14 protein-coding genes are annotated in these 17,046 nt (G+C 71.0%); 8 read left to right on the top strand and 6 right to left on the bottom strand.

Annotated elements, in window-relative coordinates; translation table 11 throughout:
* The first annotated feature begins 71 nt into the window (after positions 1-71).
* A complete protein-coding gene (locus tag BCR15_RS10230; RefSeq protein WP_068752099.1) occupies positions 72-761 on the top strand; it encodes a YggS family pyridoxal phosphate-dependent enzyme in 690 nt (229 codons plus the stop codon).
* On the opposite strand, the gene BCR15_RS10225 is transcribed toward BCR15_RS10230, so the two are convergent.
* Positions 758-2,587 carry an alpha/beta hydrolase family protein gene (locus BCR15_RS10225; protein ID WP_068752098.1) on the bottom strand — a complete coding sequence of 610 codons (1,830 nt, stop codon included), beginning with the start codon at positions 2,585-2,587 and terminating at the stop codon, positions 758-760. The two genes, BCR15_RS10230 and BCR15_RS10225, sit on opposite strands and share 4 nt — an antisense overlap.
* 139 nt (positions 2,588-2,726) lie before the next feature.
* Here BCR15_RS10225 and BCR15_RS10220 point away from each other — a divergent pair, with 139 nt between their 5' ends.
* A complete protein-coding gene (locus BCR15_RS10220) occupies positions 2,727-3,251 on the top strand; it encodes a DUF3145 domain-containing protein (protein ID WP_068752097.1) in 525 nt (174 codons plus the stop codon).
* A gap of 15 nt (positions 3,252-3,266) precedes the next feature.
* Here BCR15_RS10220 and BCR15_RS10215 read toward each other — a convergent pair whose 3' ends face one another.
* The 5 genes from BCR15_RS10215 to BCR15_RS10195 form a co-directional block, all read right to left on the bottom strand.
* The gene (locus BCR15_RS10215) at positions 3,267-4,523 is read right to left on the bottom strand and encodes a beta-ketoacyl-[acyl-carrier-protein] synthase family protein (protein WP_068752096.1); all 1,257 of its coding nucleotides are present in this window, start codon (positions 4,521-4,523) and stop codon (positions 3,267-3,269) included.
* Between the two features lie 66 nt (positions 4,524-4,589).
* On the bottom strand, positions 4,590-4,835 hold the full coding sequence (locus BCR15_RS10210) for an acyl carrier protein (RefSeq protein WP_068752095.1): 246 nt from the start codon (positions 4,833-4,835) through the stop codon (positions 4,590-4,592).
* A 29-nt stretch (positions 4,836-4,864) separates the two neighbouring features.
* Positions 4,865-5,854 (bottom strand): beta-ketoacyl-ACP synthase III, encoded by a 990-nt coding sequence (locus BCR15_RS10205; protein WP_068752094.1) that lies wholly within the window; start codon positions 5,852-5,854, stop codon positions 4,865-4,867.
* Positions 5,855-5,871: 17 nt separating this feature from the next.
* The gene (locus BCR15_RS10200; RefSeq protein ID WP_068752093.1) at positions 5,872-6,786 is read right to left on the bottom strand and encodes an ACP S-malonyltransferase; all 915 of its coding nucleotides are present in this window, start codon (positions 6,784-6,786) and stop codon (positions 5,872-5,874) included.
* Positions 6,787-6,888: 102 nt separating this feature from the next.
* On the bottom strand, positions 6,889-8,013 hold the full coding sequence (locus tag BCR15_RS10195; RefSeq protein ID WP_439653991.1) for a PucR family transcriptional regulator: 1,125 nt from the start codon (positions 8,011-8,013) through the stop codon (positions 6,889-6,891).
* 112 nt (positions 8,014-8,125) lie between these two features.
* Here BCR15_RS10195 and cobF point away from each other — a divergent pair, with 112 nt between their 5' ends.
* The 6 genes from cobF to BCR15_RS10165 all read left to right on the top strand — a co-directional run bounded on the left by cobF (position 8,126) and on the right by BCR15_RS10165 (position 17,043).
* Positions 8,126-8,854 carry a precorrin-6A synthase (deacetylating) gene (gene cobF / locus BCR15_RS10190; RefSeq protein ID WP_068752091.1) on the top strand — a complete coding sequence of 243 codons (729 nt, stop codon included), beginning with the start codon at positions 8,126-8,128 and terminating at the stop codon, positions 8,852-8,854.
* Between the two features lie 100 nt (positions 8,855-8,954).
* Entirely contained in the window at positions 8,955-10,361 is a 1,407-nt protein-coding gene (locus BCR15_RS10185) for an alanine/glycine:cation symporter family protein (protein WP_078920379.1), read from the top strand.
* On the top strand, positions 10,358-11,374 hold the full coding sequence (locus BCR15_RS10180; protein ID WP_218058955.1) for a PHP domain-containing protein: 1,017 nt from the start codon (positions 10,358-10,360) through the stop codon (positions 11,372-11,374). Before BCR15_RS10185 ends, BCR15_RS10180 begins: the two co-directional genes overlap by 4 nt.
* A 147-nt stretch (positions 11,375-11,521) precedes the next feature.
* Complete coding sequence (gene aceE / locus BCR15_RS10175; RefSeq protein WP_141680105.1) at positions 11,522-14,281, top strand: pyruvate dehydrogenase (acetyl-transferring), homodimeric type; 2,760 nt, start codon at positions 11,522-11,524, stop codon at positions 14,279-14,281.
* Between the two features lie 78 nt (positions 14,282-14,359).
* Entirely contained in the window at positions 14,360-14,836 is a 477-nt protein-coding gene (locus BCR15_RS10170; protein ID WP_068752089.1) for a DUF3052 domain-containing protein, read from the top strand.
* Positions 14,833-17,043 carry a 6-phosphofructokinase gene (locus BCR15_RS10165; RefSeq protein ID WP_068752088.1) on the top strand — a complete coding sequence of 737 codons (2,211 nt, stop codon included), beginning with the start codon at positions 14,833-14,835 and terminating at the stop codon, positions 17,041-17,043. Before BCR15_RS10170 ends, BCR15_RS10165 begins: the two co-directional genes overlap by 4 nt.
* Positions 17,044-17,046 lie beyond the last annotated feature (3 nt).

Here is a 17,046-nt window from a genome sequence, read left to right as displayed (position 1 = left end):
CCCGATTGCCTGTCCCCGCCCGGCCGGTGCTTGAATGGACCGTGGGGACCCTGACGATCGGGAGGTGAGGCGTGGCGAGCATCGCTGAGCGCCTGGCCGCCGTCCGGGCCGACATCGACGAGGCCTGTCGCGAGGCCGGCCGCGACCCCGCCGAGGTCCGGCTGCTGCCGGTGTCGAAGTACCACACGGTCGACAGCATCCGAGAGGCGCGCGCCGCCGGATACATCCTCTTCGGGGAGAACAAGGTGCAGGAGATGGCCGCCAAGCACGCGGCCCTGCACGGGGAGGGGATCGGGTTCGCCGTCATCGGTCACGTCCAGACGAACAAGGCCCGCCAGGTCGCGGAGATAGCAGCAGAACTGCACTCCCTGGACAGCATCCGCCTGGCCGAGGCGCTCCAGCGTCGTCTGGAGGGAACGGGGCGCCGCCTCCCGGTCCTGATCCAGGTCAACACCTCCGCCGAGGAGGCCAAGTCCGGCGTCCGGCCCGACGAGGCGGCCGCGTTCGCCGCCGCACTCAGGCCCTACGACCTGCTCGAGGCCCGCGGCCTCATGACCATGGCGGTCAACAGCCCGGACCGCGATGCGGTGGCGGCCTGCTTCCGGACCCTCGCGGGGCTGCGGGACGCGCTGCGTGACGCCGACGGGGGCGGCTGGGACGAGCTGAGCATGGGCATGTCAGGGGACTACCGCATCGCCATCGCGCACGGCGCCACGACGGTCCGGCTGGGGACCGCGGTGTTCGGCCCCCGCGAGTACTAGGAGAGGTTCTCGATCGCGAGCCGCGGCACGTCAGGGCTGGGGGCCATCGCGAACACCTGCTCCAGGAACGACACCTGCGACTCCAGCGCGGCGCGCCGAGCCGACATCGAGCGGAACCCGTGACCCTCACCGTCGAACATGACCAGCGCCACCGGGAGCCCCGCGGCGCGGACGGCCTCCGCCATGCGCTCGGCCTGGTCCGGGGGCACCACCTTGTCGTCGGTGCCCTGCAGGATCAACATCGGGGTGCGGAGCCGGTCCAGATGGTTGATGGGCGAGCGGGCCTCGTACACCTCGCGCCCGGCCGGCCAGGGAGCGATGAGCGAGTCCAAATAGCGCGACTCTGCCTTGTGCGTGTCCGTGGCGAGGGTCGGCAGGTAGCCGATGCCGTAGCGGCTGATGCCGGCGGCATAGACGTCGGTCGACACGAGTGACTTCAAGGTGGTGTACCCGCCGGCGCTGCCGCCGGTGATCGCGACCCGATGGGCGTCGACGGTCCCGTCCGACGCCAGGACGCCGACCACCGCGGCGGCGTCGGCGACGTCGAGCTCGCCCCAGGCGCCGCGCAGCCGGTCACGGTAGGCGCGTCCGAAGCCGGTGGACCCCGAGTAGTTGACGTCGACCACCGCGAATCCGCGCGAGACCCAGAACTGGATGCCCGGATCGTAGGACGCCGTCGTCATCGACGTGGGTCCCCCGTGCGTCAGCACGATCAGCGGGGGACAGGGCGTGCCGGGCAGGTAGAGCCATGCGTGCACCGGGCCGGCCGGTCCGTCCGCCCAGACCGCCTGCGGGGCGGCGACGACCCGGCCGGACCCGCCACCGGCCAGGATGCGGTGCGTTCCGTCGGGGTGGAGCCCCACCAGGGTCGCGGGCCGGTCCGGCCACTCCGCGACGGCGTAGAGGACGCCATCGTGTGCCGCGACCGACTCGATCGACGTCGTCCCCGGGAGCGGGTGGGTGACGGCGCCGGTGCGGGAGTCCCACACGGCCAGCGACCCGATGCCGCCGTCGAACTCCACGGAGGCGATGGCGCCGCCCGCCACGACGGCGGCCACCGGGGGCGTGAGGACCCAGGTGGGGACGTCGCAGTCGTGCGGGACGCGCCACGCGGGTCCGTCCTCGACGCGCCAGTTCCAGAACCCCGACTCGTCCGTGGTGTGGGCGAGCCTGCCGTCATCCAGCCACAGGGGCCGCTGGGCCGACACGCCGGGGCGGGCCGACACGGCGCGCGCGAGGCCGGGATCGGCGAGCGGGGCGGTCCAGACCTCGCTGGTGTCCCAGCTCATGTCGGGGTGGTTCCACTGGTACCACGCGAGCTGGCCGGCCCGGAGGCGGAGGCCGGCGTAGAAGTCGGCGCCCGTGACCAGGACGCGGCCGCCGTCGGGATTGTCCGACGACAGCGACAGCGCGACGATCTCGGTGCGCGGCTCCGGCGACGCGGAGTGGTCCTCCCGCACCGCCAGGAGAACTCCGTCGGCTGCGCTGAGGGCCAGGCCGCCGTAGACGAAGGGCGAGTCGGCCGGCGTCAGGGGCGTCCGGCGATCGCCGTCAACCAGCCAGACGCGCCGGGTGCGATCGTCGCAATGGGCCAGCAGATGGCCGTCGACGGCGTAGGCGCCGCCGCCGTACTCCATGACGCGCGAGCGAACCTGTGCCTCGGGGGTGAGGTCGGTCACGGTGCCGTCGGCCAGGCGGCGCACGGTCACCCGGCCGTCCTCCGCGGCGATGGTCGCCAGCCAGTGGACACCGGCGGACGTGGCCGTGACCTGGGACACGGCGTCGGGATAGTGCAGGACGGCATCGAGCGGCAGGGGGTCGCGCATGCGGTCCTGTCTACCGGCCCGGAGGCGGCCGCACAACCGGGCATTGCGTGTCGCGCCCGCGTGTGGGCACAATGGGGCGCACACCTGGGCGGGCCTGATCGCAGGGGAAGGCAATCCGGCCCAACCAGGAGGTACCCAGATGACTGTTCGTGTCGACACGACCAGCCGCCCCACGGCGCGGGGGATGATCTTCGTCCACTCCGCGTCGGCCGCGCTGTGCCCGCACATCGAATGGGCCGTGGGTGGAGTCCTGGGCGGCCGCACCGACCTACCCTGGACCCCGCAGCCTGCTGAACCCGGGACGCGCCGGGCAGAGGTGTCGTGGACGGGTCCCGTCGGGACCGGGGCGGCCCTCGCCAGCGCACTCTCGGCGGTGTCCCGGCTCCGGTTCGAGGTGACGGAGGAACCCACCGCGGCCAGCGACGGCCAGCGCTTCTGCTACACGCCGGGCCTCGGGGCGTTCAGCGCCGTGACCGGCGTCCACGGCGACATCCTGGTTCCGGAGGACCGGCTCAAGCATGCGGTGGCCACCGACGCGCTCGGCGGAGAGCCGGTGCTCAAGGCGCTGGAACGACTCCTGGGGGTGCCGTGGGACGAGGAGCTGGAGGTGTTCCGCCACGCCGGCGAGGACGCCCCGGTCCGCTGGTTGCACCAGGTGGTGTGACCGGGGCGCCGCCCGTCAGGCGGTGATGTTCTCGTTGGTGACGACGATCGCGACGTTGTGGCCGCCGAACCCGAACGAGTTGTTGACCGCGGCCAGGTCGCCCTGGGGGAGCGGCCGGTTGCTGGTCGCCACGTCGATGCCGAGGTCCGGCTCGATGCGGTCGACGTTGATGGTCCCCGGGACCATGCGCTCGCGCAGGGCCAGCACGGTGGCGACCGTCTCCAGCGCTCCGGCGCCACCGAGCAGGTGCCCGGTCATCGACTTGGTCGATGTGACGACGACGTGCTCGACATCGGTGCCCAGCGCCGTGCGGATCGACCCGGCCTCCGTCACGTCCCCCTGCGGCGTCGAGGTGCCGTGGGCGTTGATGTGGACGATGTCGCGGGCGGTGAGACCGGCTTCGCGCAGGCCCTTGATCATGGCCTGCGACTGGCCGTAGCCGTCGGGATCCGGCTGCACGAGGTCGTGGCTGTCGGCCGTGATGCCGGCGCCGGCCAGCGTCCCGTAGATCTTGGCTCCGCGGGCCTTGGCCGACTCGAGGGTCTCGATCACCATCAGCGCGGCACCTTCGCCGAGGACGAAGCCGTCGCGGTCGACGTCCCACGGCCGCGACGCGCGCTCGGGCTCGTCGTTGCGGCGTGACAGCGCTTGCATCTGGCCGAAGGCGCCGATGGGCAGCGGGTGGATGACCGCCTCGCCGCCGCCGACGAGCACGACGTCGGCGCGACCGAGACGGATCATGTCGAGACCGAGGGAGATGGCCTCGTTCGAGGAGGCGCAGGCGGACACCGGGGTGTGGACGCCGGCGCGGGCATGCACCTTGAGGCCGAGGTTCGCGGCGGGGGCGTTCGCCATGAGCATGGGGATCGTGAACGGCGACACCCGCCGCACGCCCTTCTCCTTCATGACGTCCCAGTTGCTGAGCAGCGAGTGGAGGCCGCCGATGCCGGTGGCGCACACGACGCCGAGGCGGTCGGGGTCGACGGGGTTGTCGGCGCCCAGGCCGAAGCCGGCGTCGGCCCACGCTGCGAGGCCGGCGACCTGCATGAGCTGCGTGGAGCGGTCGAGCTTGCGCGCCTCGACCCGGTCGATGACCTCGGTGGGCTCGACGGCGGCCTTGGCCGCGATGCGGGTGGGCAGCTCCTGGGCCCACTCCTCGGTGAGGGCCACGACGCCCGAGCGGCCGGCGAGCAGGCCGGCCCAGGTGCTCTCGACGTCGCCGCCGAGGGGGGTGGTGGCGCCGAGGCCGGTGATCACGACGGTCTGGGACATGGGTCTCCTCGTCAGCAGGCAGGAAGGTGGAAGGTGGGGACGGCCCGGCGGGCCGTCCCCGACGCGTCAGTTGGCGGCGCGCTCGATGTAGGCGACCGCGTCGCCCACGGTCTTGAGGTTCTTGGCGTCCTCGTCGGGGATGGACACGCCGAACTTGTCCTCGCAGGCGTAGATGATCTCGACCATCGACAGCGAGTCGACGCCGAGGTCGTCCACGAAGGACTTGTCGAGCTGGACGTCCTCCACGGCGACGCCGGCGATGTCGTTGACGATCTCGGCGAGGTCGGTGCGGATCTCTTCAGTGCTGGCCATGCTGGCTCCTTCTTTCTGGTGTGGTGCGATCAGGGCAGGATCAGGGTCTGGCCCGCGAACACGAGTCCCGCGCCGAAACCGATGATCAGTGCACTGTCACCGCTCTTGGCCTGCCCGGATTCGAGCAGGGCCTCCATCGCCAGCGGGATCGACGCCGCGGACGAATTGCCCATGTTGACGATGTCGCGGGCGACCACGACGTCCTCGGGCAGCTTGAGGTGGCGCAACATCGAATCCGTGATCCGGTTGTTGGCCTGGTGGGGGATGAAGCAGTCGAGCTCCTCGGGCGTCAGACCCGAGGCCGTGAGCGTCTCGACGGCCTTCTCGACGATGGCGGTGGTGGCCCACTTGAAGACCTCGCGGCCCTCCATGTGGATGAACGGCCCCGCGGCGCCGGGCTCGACATCGCGCCAGTCGTCGACCTCGATGACAGAGTGATCCTCCGGCTTGGAGCCCCACACAGTCGGGCCGATGGCCGGGGTCTCGCTGGGTCCGACGACCACGGCGCCGGCGCCGTCGGAGAAGAGGAACGCCGTCGAGCGGTCCGACATGTCGGTGTACTTCGACAGGACCTCGACGCCGATCACCAGGACGTGCGTAGCCGATCCGGCGCGCACCATGGACTCGGCGAGGCCGACGCCGTAGGAGAATCCCGCGCAGGCCGCCGACAGGTCGAACGCGGCGGGTGAGTCCATGCCGAGATCCTCGGCGAGGATGGCGGCCAGCGACGGGGTCTGGCGGTAGTGGGAGATCGTGGACACGATCACGGCGTCGATGTCGGCGGGCTGCAGCCCGGCCCGCTCGATGGCCTTCCGGCCGGCCTCGGCGCCGAGGGTCTCGGCGTCCTCGCCCTCGGCGACCCAGCGCCGCTCCTTGATACCGGTGCGCTGCGTGATCCACTCGTCGGAGGAGTCGATCATCGTGCACATCTCGGCGTTGGTGACGACGCGGCTGCCGCGGGCGCCGCCGACCGACATGACGCGGGCGTACTGCGCGCCCGTGGAGGACTGGAGGGGCATGTGTGACCTACTCGGATCTAGGCGGACTGGCGGTGGGTGCGGCAGAACTCGGCCGCGTCCGCCAACTGGTCGGGGGTGTTGAGGCTGAACAGCTCGACGCCCTTGAGATTGCGCTTCGCGATGCCGGTGAGGGTACCCGACGGGGGCAGCTCGAGGAGGCCGGTGACGCCGAGCTCCGCCATGGTCGCCATGCAGAGGTCCCACCGGACAGGGTTGGCCACCTGGGCGATCACGCGATCCAGAGCGTCGCGCCCTGAGGCGACGACCGCGCCGTCCGCGTTGCTGAGCAGCCGCGTGCCGGGGTCGCTCACCTGCACCTGGGCCGCCGCGGCCGCGAGCCGGTCGACGGCGGGCGCCATGTGCACGGTGTGGAAGGCCCCCGCCACGCTGAGCGGGATCAGCCGGGCGCGTCGCGGCGGCTCGGCGGCCAGCGCCTCGAGTTCCTCGACGGTGCCCGCGGCCACGATCTGGCCCGAGCCGTTGTTGTTCGCGGCCGTGAGCCCGGCGCCGGCGATGGCCGCCAGCACCTCGTCCCGGTCGCCGCCGATGACGGCGGTCATGGAGGTGCGGCGCAGCGCCGAGGCGTCGGCCATCGCGAGGCCGCGCTCACGCACGAGCGTCAGGGCGTCGGTGGCGGTCACCACGCCCGCGAGGGCGAGGGCTGCCAGCTCTCCGACGGAGTGGCCGGCGACGACGTCGGCCTCGGCGCCGAGCCGCGCCGCGACGGCGAGACCCGCGCCGACGAGCAGGGGCTGCGCGATGGCGGTGTCGCGGATGGTCTCGGCGTCGGCCTGCGTGCCGAAGTGCGCCAGGTCCAGCCCGCAGGCCTCGGAGTAGTCCGCGATGAGCGACGCGAACTCAGGGTCGTCGAGCCATGATGAGAGGAATCCGGGGGTCTGGGCGCCCTGACCCGGCGCGACGATAGCTAGCACGTCTCCCACTGTGCCGTGGCGGGCCCCCGCGATGCGGGCGCGAGACGCACGAAATGCCCGTGGGCCGTTTGTGGGGTTCCCACAAGCCGCGACCGGTGGCGGTCAGCTGTGGAGCCGGCCGAGCGTGATCGCCATGCGCAGGACGTACGCCTCCCGCGCGTCGGTCGGGTTGTAGCCGGTGACCTCCTGGATGCGCTTGAGGCGGTACCGCACGGTATTGGGGTGCACGAACAGCGCGCGCGCCGTCGCCTCCATCGACGATCCGCAGTCGAGGAACCCGACGCACGTCTCGAGGAGCTCCTTGTTGGCGGCCAACGCCGGGTAGATCTCCGAGGCCAACGTCCGCCGGGCGTGCCCGTCGCCGGCCAGCGCCCGCTCCGGGAGAAGGTCGACCGACAGCATGGTGCTGGGGCCCTCGGGCCACGCCTTCGCCGCCCGGTATCCGGACGCCGCGGCGCGGGCGGACCGGTGCGCCCCGGCCAGCCCGTCCACCGTGGGGCCGACGACGACGGGCCCCTCAGCGAAGAAGTCGTGGAGGCGGCCGATCCGCTCACACGTCTCGACGGGGTCGGCGACGCCGCCGCCGCCGGCGATGACGACCAGCCGGTCGCCCTGGGGGGCGGCCAGGACGTCGAGCGTGAGCTTGGCGGCCGCCCGCCGGAGCCCGTCGAGCACCGCGGCGTCCTGCGGTGCCCCGCCGATGGCGACCACCACCTTCGAGTCAGTGCTCCAGCCCAGCGTGGAGGCCCGCGACAGCACGGACTCGTCGGTCTCCGCACGGACGACGGCGTCGACGATCGTCGCCTCGATCCGCGAGTCCCACGCGCCCCGGGCCTCGGCGGCGCGGGCGTAGATCGCGGCCGCCGCGAACGCCACCTCGCGCGAGTAGTGCACGATGCCGAGTTGGAGCGCCTGCCGGTCCCCGCGCGGCATGAGGTGCTGGATCTGTTCCTCCACGACGTCGGTGGTCGTGCGGACCAGGTCGACGGTCTGCTGCAGCGTGATCCGCCGGGCCATGGCGCGGGGAGCGGCGTCGAAGATCGACTCCGGCGCGAAGGGCTCCCCGGCGAACCACGACACGAACCCGTCGATGCCGGCGCGCGCCAGGATCCCGATCCAGGAGCGCGACTCGGCGTCCAACAGCGTGAACCACTCGTGGCGGGCGACCAGCGCGGTCAGCGTCGCGGTGTTCATCTCGGCGGTCGCCGACTGCAGGCGCTTGATCATGCCTGAGCGGACCCTGGCCGAGGAGATGAGCGCGGGAGCGGTCCCGGGGCGTACGTCCATCCCGTCAGCGTAGTGCGCCGTGACGCCCCGCCGCCGACTAGGCTGGGCGCCCATGGGACGCAAGGTGTTCGTCATCGGGATCGGCCCCGGCGGCTTCGGGCAGCTGACACTGGACGCCGTGGCGGCGATGAACGAGGTGGACGTCTTTCTCGTCGGCGACCACGCCGAGGACCAACCCGACCTCGTCTGGCGCCGCAGCGAGCTGCTCCGGCGACACGTGCAGCGCCCGCACCGCGTCATCACGGTCCTCGACCCTCAGCGAGAGCACCCGGGCGACGTGGACGCGGGCCGCCTGTCGACCTACAGCCACATCCTCGCCGGTCTCCCGCAGGACGCCACCGTCGGGTTCCTGGCGTGGGGCGATCCCGGCCTCTACGACTCGATCCTGCGCGTCGTCGACGCGCTCCGCGACACGCTGGCCGTGGACGTGACCGTCATCCCGGGCGTCAGCGCGCTGCAGGTGCTGGCGGCGGCCCACCAGATCGCCCTGAACGCCGGGGCGTCGGTGCACATCACCACGGGCGCGCGCCTGCTCAGCGAATACCGGCCGGACCTCGGCGACGTCGTCGTCATGAACGATCCCGACCTCGCCTGCCGCGGACTGGTGGCCGAGTTCCCCGATACCGAGGTCTTCTGGGGCGCCTACCTCGGCACGCCGGACCAGGTCCTGGCGAACGGGCCGCTGCGGACGGTGACCGACGACCTGGCTGCGCTACGCAGCAGGCTGGTGGACCACCACGGGTGGATCCAGGACACCTACCTGCTGCGTCCGGTGCCGTGAGCGGCGTGTTAACTCCCGGTAACACGTTCGCGGCGCCTCCGACGCCGGGCGGCCACCCCGCGCTACGTTGACCCTCGTTCACTGAGTGAAGGGGGTCGACGTGGAAGCGTTGACGACGTTGTTGGAAGAGATCGCGGGATTCGTGTGGGGACCGTTTCTCCTCATCCCGCTGTTGCTGCTGACCGGCCTGTGGCTGACCATCAAGCTGCGCGGCATCCAGTTCCGGACGTTGGGGTCCGCGCTGCGCCTCGCGCTGTGGGAGCGCAAGGACGCCGACGCCGAGGGAGGTGACATCTCCCAGTTCCAGGCGCTGACCACGGCATTGGCCGCCACGGTCGGTGTCGGCAACATCGTCGGTGTCGCCACCGCCATCTCCATGGGCGGGCCGGGAGCGCTGTTCTGGATGTGGGTCACCGGCCTGGTGGGCATGGCGTCCAAGTACTCCGAGGCCTTCCTGGCGGTCCGGTTCCGCACCGTGGACGCGAAGGGCGACGCCTCCGGTGGCCCGCAGTACTACCTGAAGAAGGCGCTGCCCGGCGGCTGGGGCGTGGCTCTCAGCATCATCTTCGCGGTCTTCGCGGTGCTGGCGAGCTTCGGCATCGGGAACATGACCCAGGCCAACTCGGTCGCGGCCAACGCCCAGAACGCCTTCGGCATCGATCCCCAGATCAGCGCCATCGTCATGGCGGTGTTCACGGGTCTGGTCATCCTCGGCGGGATCCGCGCGATCGGCACCGTCACGGCGGCCCTCGTGCCCTTCATGATCGTGTTCTACATCCTGGGTGCGCTCTACATCCTCATCGTCAACATCGTCGACGTGCCGGGCGCGCTCGTGCTGATCTTCGGCCAGGCGTTCACCGGGCCGGGCATGGCCGGCGGCGCCTTCGGCAGCTTCATGCTGGCCGTGCAGTACGGCGTCGCCCGCGGCATCTTCTCCAACGAGTCCGGGATGGGCTCGGCGGCCATCGCCGCGGCGGCCGCGCAGACCACGCACCCCGTCCGCCAGGGTCTGGTGTCCATGACCCAGACGTTCATCGACACCATCGTGGTCGTCTCCTTCACCGGTCTGGTGCTCGTCACGACGGGGGTGTGGGACGACGGGGAGAGCCCCGCGCTGCTCACGTCCATGGCCTTCAGTCACGGGCTGCCCGGGAACTGGGGCGGCTACATCGTGGCCATCGGGGTCATCCTGTTCGCGTTCTCCACCATCCTCGGCTGGTCCTACTACGGCGACCGCTGCGTCGAGCGCCTGTTCGGCGCCCGCGCCACGCTGGCCTACCGCATCCTGTTCACGATCGTGGTCTACATCGGCGCCACCGTGCCGCTCGGCGTGGTCTGGGCGTTCGCCGACATCATGAACGGGCTCATGGCGCTGCCCAACCTCGTCGGTCTGCTGCTGCTGTCAGGCCTGATCGCGCGCGAGACGTCGCACTACCTCAAGAACGATCCGAAGCTACGCGCCAACCGCGCACAGGTGGACGCGTTCATGGCTGACCAGGTGCGATGACCCTGGACCCGGTCGCGGTCCTGCGTGAGTACGCGTTCTGGCTGGAGCGCGGCCGCGCCGACACCTACCGGGTGCGCGCCTACCGGGAGGCGGCCGACGTGGCCGCCTCCCTGCCCGCCGACCAGCGACCCACCACCGTCGAGGGTTGGCGGGCCCTGCCGCGGTTCGGACCCAAGACGGCGGCGCTGGTCACCGAGGCCATGGCCGGACGGATCCCCGAGGCGCTCGCCCGCCGCCGAGAGGAGGGCGCCGCGTCGCTGGATCCCGCCGGCGACGAGCTGAGGGCGCTGCTGCGCGGCGACCTCCACACGCACACCACATGGTCCGACGGCGGGTCGCCCCTGCCCGAGATGGCCGAGGTCGCGGAGGCTCTCGGGCACGAGTACATCGCCATCACCGACCACTCGCCCCGGCTCACGGTGGCCCGCGGCCTGAGCCGGGAGCGCCTGCTGGAGCAGTGGGACGAGATCGGACGGGTCCAGGAGGAGAGGTCGCTCCGCGTGCTGCGGGGATGCGAGGTCGACATCCTGGCCGACGGATCGCTCGACCGGGCCGAGGACCTGCTCGCCGGGCTCGACGTCGTGGTCGCCTCGGTGCACTCTGACCTCAAGGCGGACTCGGCCACGATGACCGCACGCATGGTCCGCGCCGTGGCCCATCCCGCGACGACGGTTCTGGGACACTGCACCGGCCGCAAGCTGCGCGGGGACGGGACGTGGCGCGGCCAGTCGGCCTTCGATCCGGAGATGGTCTTCGCGGCCTGCGCCATGTTCGGCGTCGCGGTCGAGATCAACGCGCGCCCCGAGCGCCAGGACCCCCCGCTGGACCTCATGCGTGTGGCCGCCGACGCGGGCTGCCTGTTCAGCATCGACTCGGACGCGCACGCGCCGGGCCAACTCGACTTCCTCACCTACGGCGCCGCCCGGGCCGCCGCCGGCGGCATCGACCCGGATCGCATCATCACGACGTGGCCCGTCGACCGCCTGCTCGAGCACTGCCGCCGCCACCGCTGACGCACCCGACCTGGGTCCGTTCCCACGAGCAAACGCGAGGCACCCAGTCAACCCGGGCACACCACCGCCGCGCGCGCTAGGGTGAGACATCCGGGCACCGCAGCGCGATGCCCACGCTGGAGAATTTTTTCATCGAGAGGAACTTTCGTGAGCCAGAACGAGGCCGGACCGATCCTCAACGGTCTGCCCACCAATCTGCCCGACATCGACACGGCGGAGACCGCGGAGTGGCTGGAGTCCCTCGACGGGGTCATCGACGCCGGTGGCCGCAACCGCGCCCGCTACGTCATGCTCAAACTGCTCGAGCGGGCCAGGGAACGTCACATCGGGGTTCCCTCGCTCACCGGAACGGACTACGTCAACACCATCCCCGCCTCCAGCGAGCCGGCCTTCCCCGGTGACGAGACGCTGGAGCGCGGCATCCGTCGCCTGCTGCGCTGGAACGCGGCCATCATGGTGCACCGCGCGCAGCGCCCCGGGGTGGGCGTCGGCGGGCACATCGCGTCCTATGCCTCGTCGGCCACGCTCTACGAAGTGGGCTTCAACCACTTCTTCCGGGGCAAGGACCATCCCGGCGGCGGCGACCAGATCTTCTTCCAGGGACACGCCTCGCCCGGCATGTACGCGCGGGCCTTCCTCGAGGGCCGCCTCGACGAGAACGACCTCGACGGCTTCCGCCAGGAGCACTCGCACTACGTCGACGGCCAGCTGCGGGCGCTGCCCAGCTACCCGCACCCGCGCCAGTTCGAGTCGTTCTGGGAGTTCCCGACCGTCTCCATGGGCCTCGGGCCCCTCAACGCGGTCTACCAGGCGCAGTTCAACCGGTACCTGCACAATCGCGGCATCAAGGACACGTCCCAGCAGCGCGTGTGGGCGTTCCTGGGCGACGGAGAGATGGACGAGCCGGAGTCGCGCGGCGTGCTGCAGCTCGCCGCCAACGACGAGCTCGACAACCTCACGTTCGTGGTCAACTGCAACCTGCAGCGCCTCGACGGCCCGGTGCGCGGCAACGGCAAGATCATGCAGGAGCTCGAGGCGTTCTTCCGCGGCGCCGGCTGGAACGTCATCAAGGTCGTTTGGGGCCGCGGCTGGGATCCGTTGCTGGCCAACGACCACGAGGGCGCGCTCGTCAACCTCATGAACGCCACCACCGACGGCGACTTCCAGACCTTCAAGGCCAACGACGGCGCCTACGTGCGCAAGCACTTCTTCGGCCGCGACCCCCGCACCGCCGCCATGGTCAAGGACTGGAGCGACGACGAGATCTGGCGTCTCACCCGCGGCGGTCACGACTTCGCCAAGGTGTACGCGGCGTACAAGGCCGCGACGGAGTTCACCGGAGCGCCGACGGTCATCCTCGCGCACACGATCAAGGGCTACTTCCTCGGCAAGCACTTCGCGGGCCGCAACGCCACGCACCAGATGAAGAAGCTGGCCCTCGACGACCTGAAGGCGTTCCGCGACCGCGTCGACGCCCCCATCACCGACGAGCAGCTCGAGGCGGATCCCTACCGTCCGCCGTACATCCATCCCGGGCAGGACGATCCGCGGATCAAGTACCTGCAGGAGCGCCGGCGCGAGCTCGGTGGATATCTCCCCGAGCGGCGCGGCGACCAGAAGTTCATCTCACTGCCGGCGGAGAAGGCTTACGACTCGTCGCGCAAGGGCTCGGGCAACCAGCAGGTGGCCACCACCATGGCGTTCGTTCGGCTGCTCAAGGACCTCATGCGGGACAAGGAGTTCGCGCCGCGCGTCGTGCCGATCATCCCCGACGAGGCCCGCACGTTCGGCATGGACGCGTTCTTCCCGACCATCAAGATCTACAACCCGCACGGGCAGAACTACACGCCGGTCGACAACGAGCTGTTCCTCAGCTACCGCGAGTCGAAGACCGGCCAGATCCTGCACACCGGCATCAACGAGGCCGGCTCGCTCGGCGCGTTCACCGCCGCCGGGTCGTCATACTCGACCCACGGTGAGCCGATGGTGCCGATCTACGTCTTCTACTCGATGTTCGGCTTCCAGCGCACGGGCGACGCGATCTGGGCGGCGGCTGACCAGCTGTCGCGTGGGTTCCTCATCGGCGCCACCGCCGGCCGCACCACGCTCACCGGCGAAGGCACCCAGCACATGGACGGCCACTCGCCGATCCTGGCGTCGACCAACACGGCGGTCGTCGCCTACGATCCGGCCTGGGGCTACGAGATCGCCCACATCGTCAAGGACGGGCTGCGCCGCATGTACGGCGAGGATCCCGAGAACCTCATCTACTACCTCACGGTGTACAACGAGCCGCTGGTCCAGCCGGCGGAGCCGGAGGGCGTCGAGGTCGAGGGCATCCTGCGCGGCATGTACCTGTTCAAGGCCGGTTCGTTCGATGGGGTGGGGGAGGACGCCCGACGCGCCCAGATCCTCGCCTCCGGCGTCGCCGTCCCGTGGGCCCTCGAGGCGCAGGAACTGCTGAAGAACGACTTCGGCATCGTGGCGGACGTGTGGAGCGTCACCTCGTGGGGCGAGTTGCGGCGTGAAGGACTCGAACTGGACGAGCGCAAGTTCTCCGATCCGTTCGGCAGCCACGGCGAGACCTGGGTGGAGCGCAAGCTCAAGGACACCGCCGGCCCCGTCGTCGCGGTGTCCGACTACATGCGCGCCGTCCCCGACCAGATCCGCCAGTGGGTGCCCCGGGACTACACGACGCTGGGCGCCGACGGCTTCGGGTTCTCCGACACGCGGGCCGCGGCGCGGCGCTTCTTCAAGATCGACGGTCCGTCGATCGCGGTGTCCGTCCTGCAGCGGCTGGCCCTGGCGGGTGAGGTGCCGCAGGAGTGGGCCACGCAGGCCGCGGAGAAGTACCGGCTCGACGACGTGACGGCCGGGTCCTCGGGCAACGCGGGCGGCGACGCCTGATCGGGTGAACCGGACGGGACGGCGTGGGGTCGAGAGCATCGGCCCCGCGCCGTTCGTCGCATCCGGCGGGGGTGGTTGATGCGAAGCGATGGCCCATCTGGCAGGCTTGGGCCCGTGGACAACACTGAAGGAAAGGGCCTCGCATCCGGCCATGACGGCACGAGTGGTGCGGAGCTCCTCGGCCTCGAACCAGGAATGATCGTCCAGGAGCTGGGCTGGGACGAGGACGTCGACTCCGACCTGCGCGACGACATCATGGACATCCTCGACGCGGAGATGGTGGACGAACCGTTGGAGGCGGTCGACGTCGTCGTGCTGTGGTGGCGTGACGAGGACGGCGACGTCGCGGACGGGCTGGTCGACGCGCTGACGGATCTCACGGATGCGGGCTACATCTGGCTGCTCACGCCCAAGGTCGGTCGCCCTGGATTCATCGGGCCCGCCTCGGTCGCCGAGGGCGTCACGATCGCCGGACTCACGCTGACGAAGACCGCCAGCGTCGCCGAGGACTGGCAGGCGACCAAGGTCGTACGCCCCAAGGGCTTCCGCAGATGACCGTGCGCATCGGCGTCATGACCTCGGGCGGGGATGCCCAGGGCATGAACGCGGCGGTGCGCGCGATCGTGCGGACCGGCATCCACGAGGGTGCCGAGGTCTTCGCCATCCGGGAGGGGTGGCAGGGCGCCATCCAGGGCGGCGAGCACATCGTGCGCCTGGGCTGGAGCGACGTGTCCGGCATCCTCAGCAAGGGCGGGACCGTGATCGGCACCGCCCGGTCCGCGGAGTTCCGGACGCGTGAGGGGCAGCTCACCGCAGTGGCCAACCTCATCGAGAAGGGCATCGACCGACTCATCGTCATCGGCGGCGACGGATCCCTCACCGGCAGCAGACATCTGTGCCTGGGCTGGCCCGAGTACGTCGCGGAGCTCGTCGAGGCCGGCCGCATCACCCCCGAGCAGGCGGCGCAGCACCCCCGGCTGTACATCGCGGGGCTCGTGGGATCCATCGACAACGACATGGTCGGCACCGACATGACCATCGGCACCGATTCGGCCCTGCACCGCATCACGGAGGCGATCGACGCGATCAGCTCCACCGCGGAGTCCCACCGCCGCACCTTCATCGTCGAGGTCATGGGCCGCCACTGCGGCTACCTCGCCCTGATGAGCGCGATCGCCGGCGGGGCCGACTACACGTTCCTGCCCGAGTCGCCGCCGCGTCCGGGCTGGGAGGACCGCATGGTCGACGTCCTGGCCCGCGGCCGCGCCGCGGGTCGCCGCGACTCCATCCTCATCGTCGCCGAGGGCGCGGCCGACCGCGACGGGACGCCCATCACGGCCTCCCGCATCCAGGACGTCCTGCGTGAGCGCACCGGCGAAGAGGCCCGGATCACCATCCTCGGCCACGTCCAGCGCGGCGGCACGCCGTCGGCCTACGACAGGTGGATGGCCACCGCGTGCGGGGTCGAGGCGGTCAGGCAGGTGCTCGACGCCGAGCCGGACAGCGAACCGGTCCTCGTCGGCGTCCATCGCGACGCCGTGCATACCACCGGGCTGCTCTCGGCGGTGGAGGCCACGCACCGGATCGGTGACTACATCGCCTCGGCGGACTACGACGCCGCCGTGGCGGCGCGGGGCCATGGCTTCCTCACCATGATCGACATCTACCGCATGCTGCACGAGGCCAGGCCCAGCGTGTCCCCACCGGAGACGCCGCGCCGGATCGCCGTCATGCATGCCGGTGCCCTCGCGCCCGGCATGAACCAGTTGGCGCGCGTCGCCGTCCGCGCCGGCCTCGACCTCGGGTACGAGATGATGGCCGTGATCGGGGGCGTGCCCGGCCTCATCAACGGGGACCTGCGTCAGGTCGGCTGGTCCGACGTCGAGGGCATGGCACACACGGGTGGAGCCGCGTTCGGGACGCGCCGGTACGTGCCGCAGGAGAGCGAGCTCTACCAGATGGCCCGGAGCCTCGAGGACCACGGCGTCGACGCGCTGCTCGTCATGGGCGGGTTCCACGCCTACGCCACCGTCGACCTGATGGAGCGGGAGCGCCGCAGGTATCCCGCCTTCAACATCCCGCTCGCGCTGCTGCCGGCCAGCATCGACAACAACCTCCCCGGCTGGCCCATGGCTGTGGGCGCCGACACGGCGCTCAACACCATCGTGTCCTCCATCGACATGGTGCGCATGTCTGCGTCGGCGAGCAAGCGCGCCTTCGTCGTCGAGACCATGGGCCGCACCTGCGGGTTCCTGCCGCTCCTCGGTGGCATCGCCGGCGGCGCCGAGAAGGCGTACCTGCCGGAGTCGGGCATCACGCTGGAGCAGCTGTCGGCCGACATCGAGGCGCTGGTCGACGCCTTCGAGACCGGCCGCAGCTTCTATCTCGCCGTCATGGGGGAGGAGACCAGCGAGCACTACACCGCCGACGTCCTCGCCCGACTGTTCGAGGCGGAGGGTCGCGGGCTGTACTCCGTCCGGAGGGCGCTCATCGGCCACGTGCAGCAGGGCGGCACGCCGTCGCCGTTCGACCGCATCAACGCGACCCGCCTGGCCTACCAGGCGCTGGTCAATCTCGACCGCCAGCTGCAGAGCGGAACGGACGACTACGTGGCCGCCCACAGCGGGACGCCGGGCCTCATGGCGCCGCTGCGCGACGTGACCGACCACATGGACTGGGAGCGGCAGCGCCCCCGGGAACAGTGGTGGCTGCGCCTGCGGGCGGTGTTCGACCAGCTGAGCCGGAAGCCGGGCCAGGAGTGAACC

This window comes from Tessaracoccus lapidicaptus (assembly GCF_001693815.1).
Classification (GTDB): domain Bacteria; phylum Actinomycetota; class Actinomycetes; order Propionibacteriales; family Propionibacteriaceae; genus Arachnia; species Arachnia lapidicapta.
This window is presented reverse-complemented; position numbering and strand designations above follow the sequence as displayed.

Excerpts from the sequence above, each read along its gene's own strand:
- BCR15_RS10225 (WP_068752098.1), bottom strand. The coding sequence starts at position 2,587 with ATGCGCGACCCCCTGCCGCTCGATGCCGTCCTGCACTATCCCGACGCC.
- BCR15_RS10170 (WP_068752089.1), top strand. The coding sequence starts at position 14,360 with ATGCGAAGCGATGGCCCATCTGGCAGGCTTGGGCCCGTGGACAACACT.
- BCR15_RS10210 (WP_068752095.1), bottom strand. The coding sequence starts at position 4,835 with ATGGCCAGCACTGAAGAGATCCGCACCGACCTCGCCGAGATCGTCAAC.
- BCR15_RS10180 (WP_218058955.1), top strand. The coding sequence starts at position 10,358 with ATGACCCTGGACCCGGTCGCGGTCCTGCGTGAGTACGCGTTCTGGCTG.
- BCR15_RS10165 (WP_068752088.1), top strand. The coding sequence starts at position 14,833 with ATGACCGTGCGCATCGGCGTCATGACCTCGGGCGGGGATGCCCAGGGC.
- BCR15_RS10220 (WP_068752097.1), top strand. The coding sequence starts at position 2,727 with ATGACTGTTCGTGTCGACACGACCAGCCGCCCCACGGCGCGGGGGATG.
- BCR15_RS10215 (WP_068752096.1), bottom strand. The coding sequence starts at position 4,523 with ATGTCCCAGACCGTCGTGATCACCGGCCTCGGCGCCACCACCCCCCTC.
- BCR15_RS10205 (WP_068752094.1), bottom strand. The coding sequence starts at position 5,854 with ATGCCCCTCCAGTCCTCCACGGGCGCGCAGTACGCCCGCGTCATGTCG.
- BCR15_RS10195 (WP_439653991.1), bottom strand. The coding sequence starts at position 8,013 with ATGATCAAGCGCCTGCAGTCGGCGACCGCCGAGATGAACACCGCGACG.
- cobF (WP_068752091.1), top strand. The coding sequence starts at position 8,126 with ATGGGACGCAAGGTGTTCGTCATCGGGATCGGCCCCGGCGGCTTCGGG.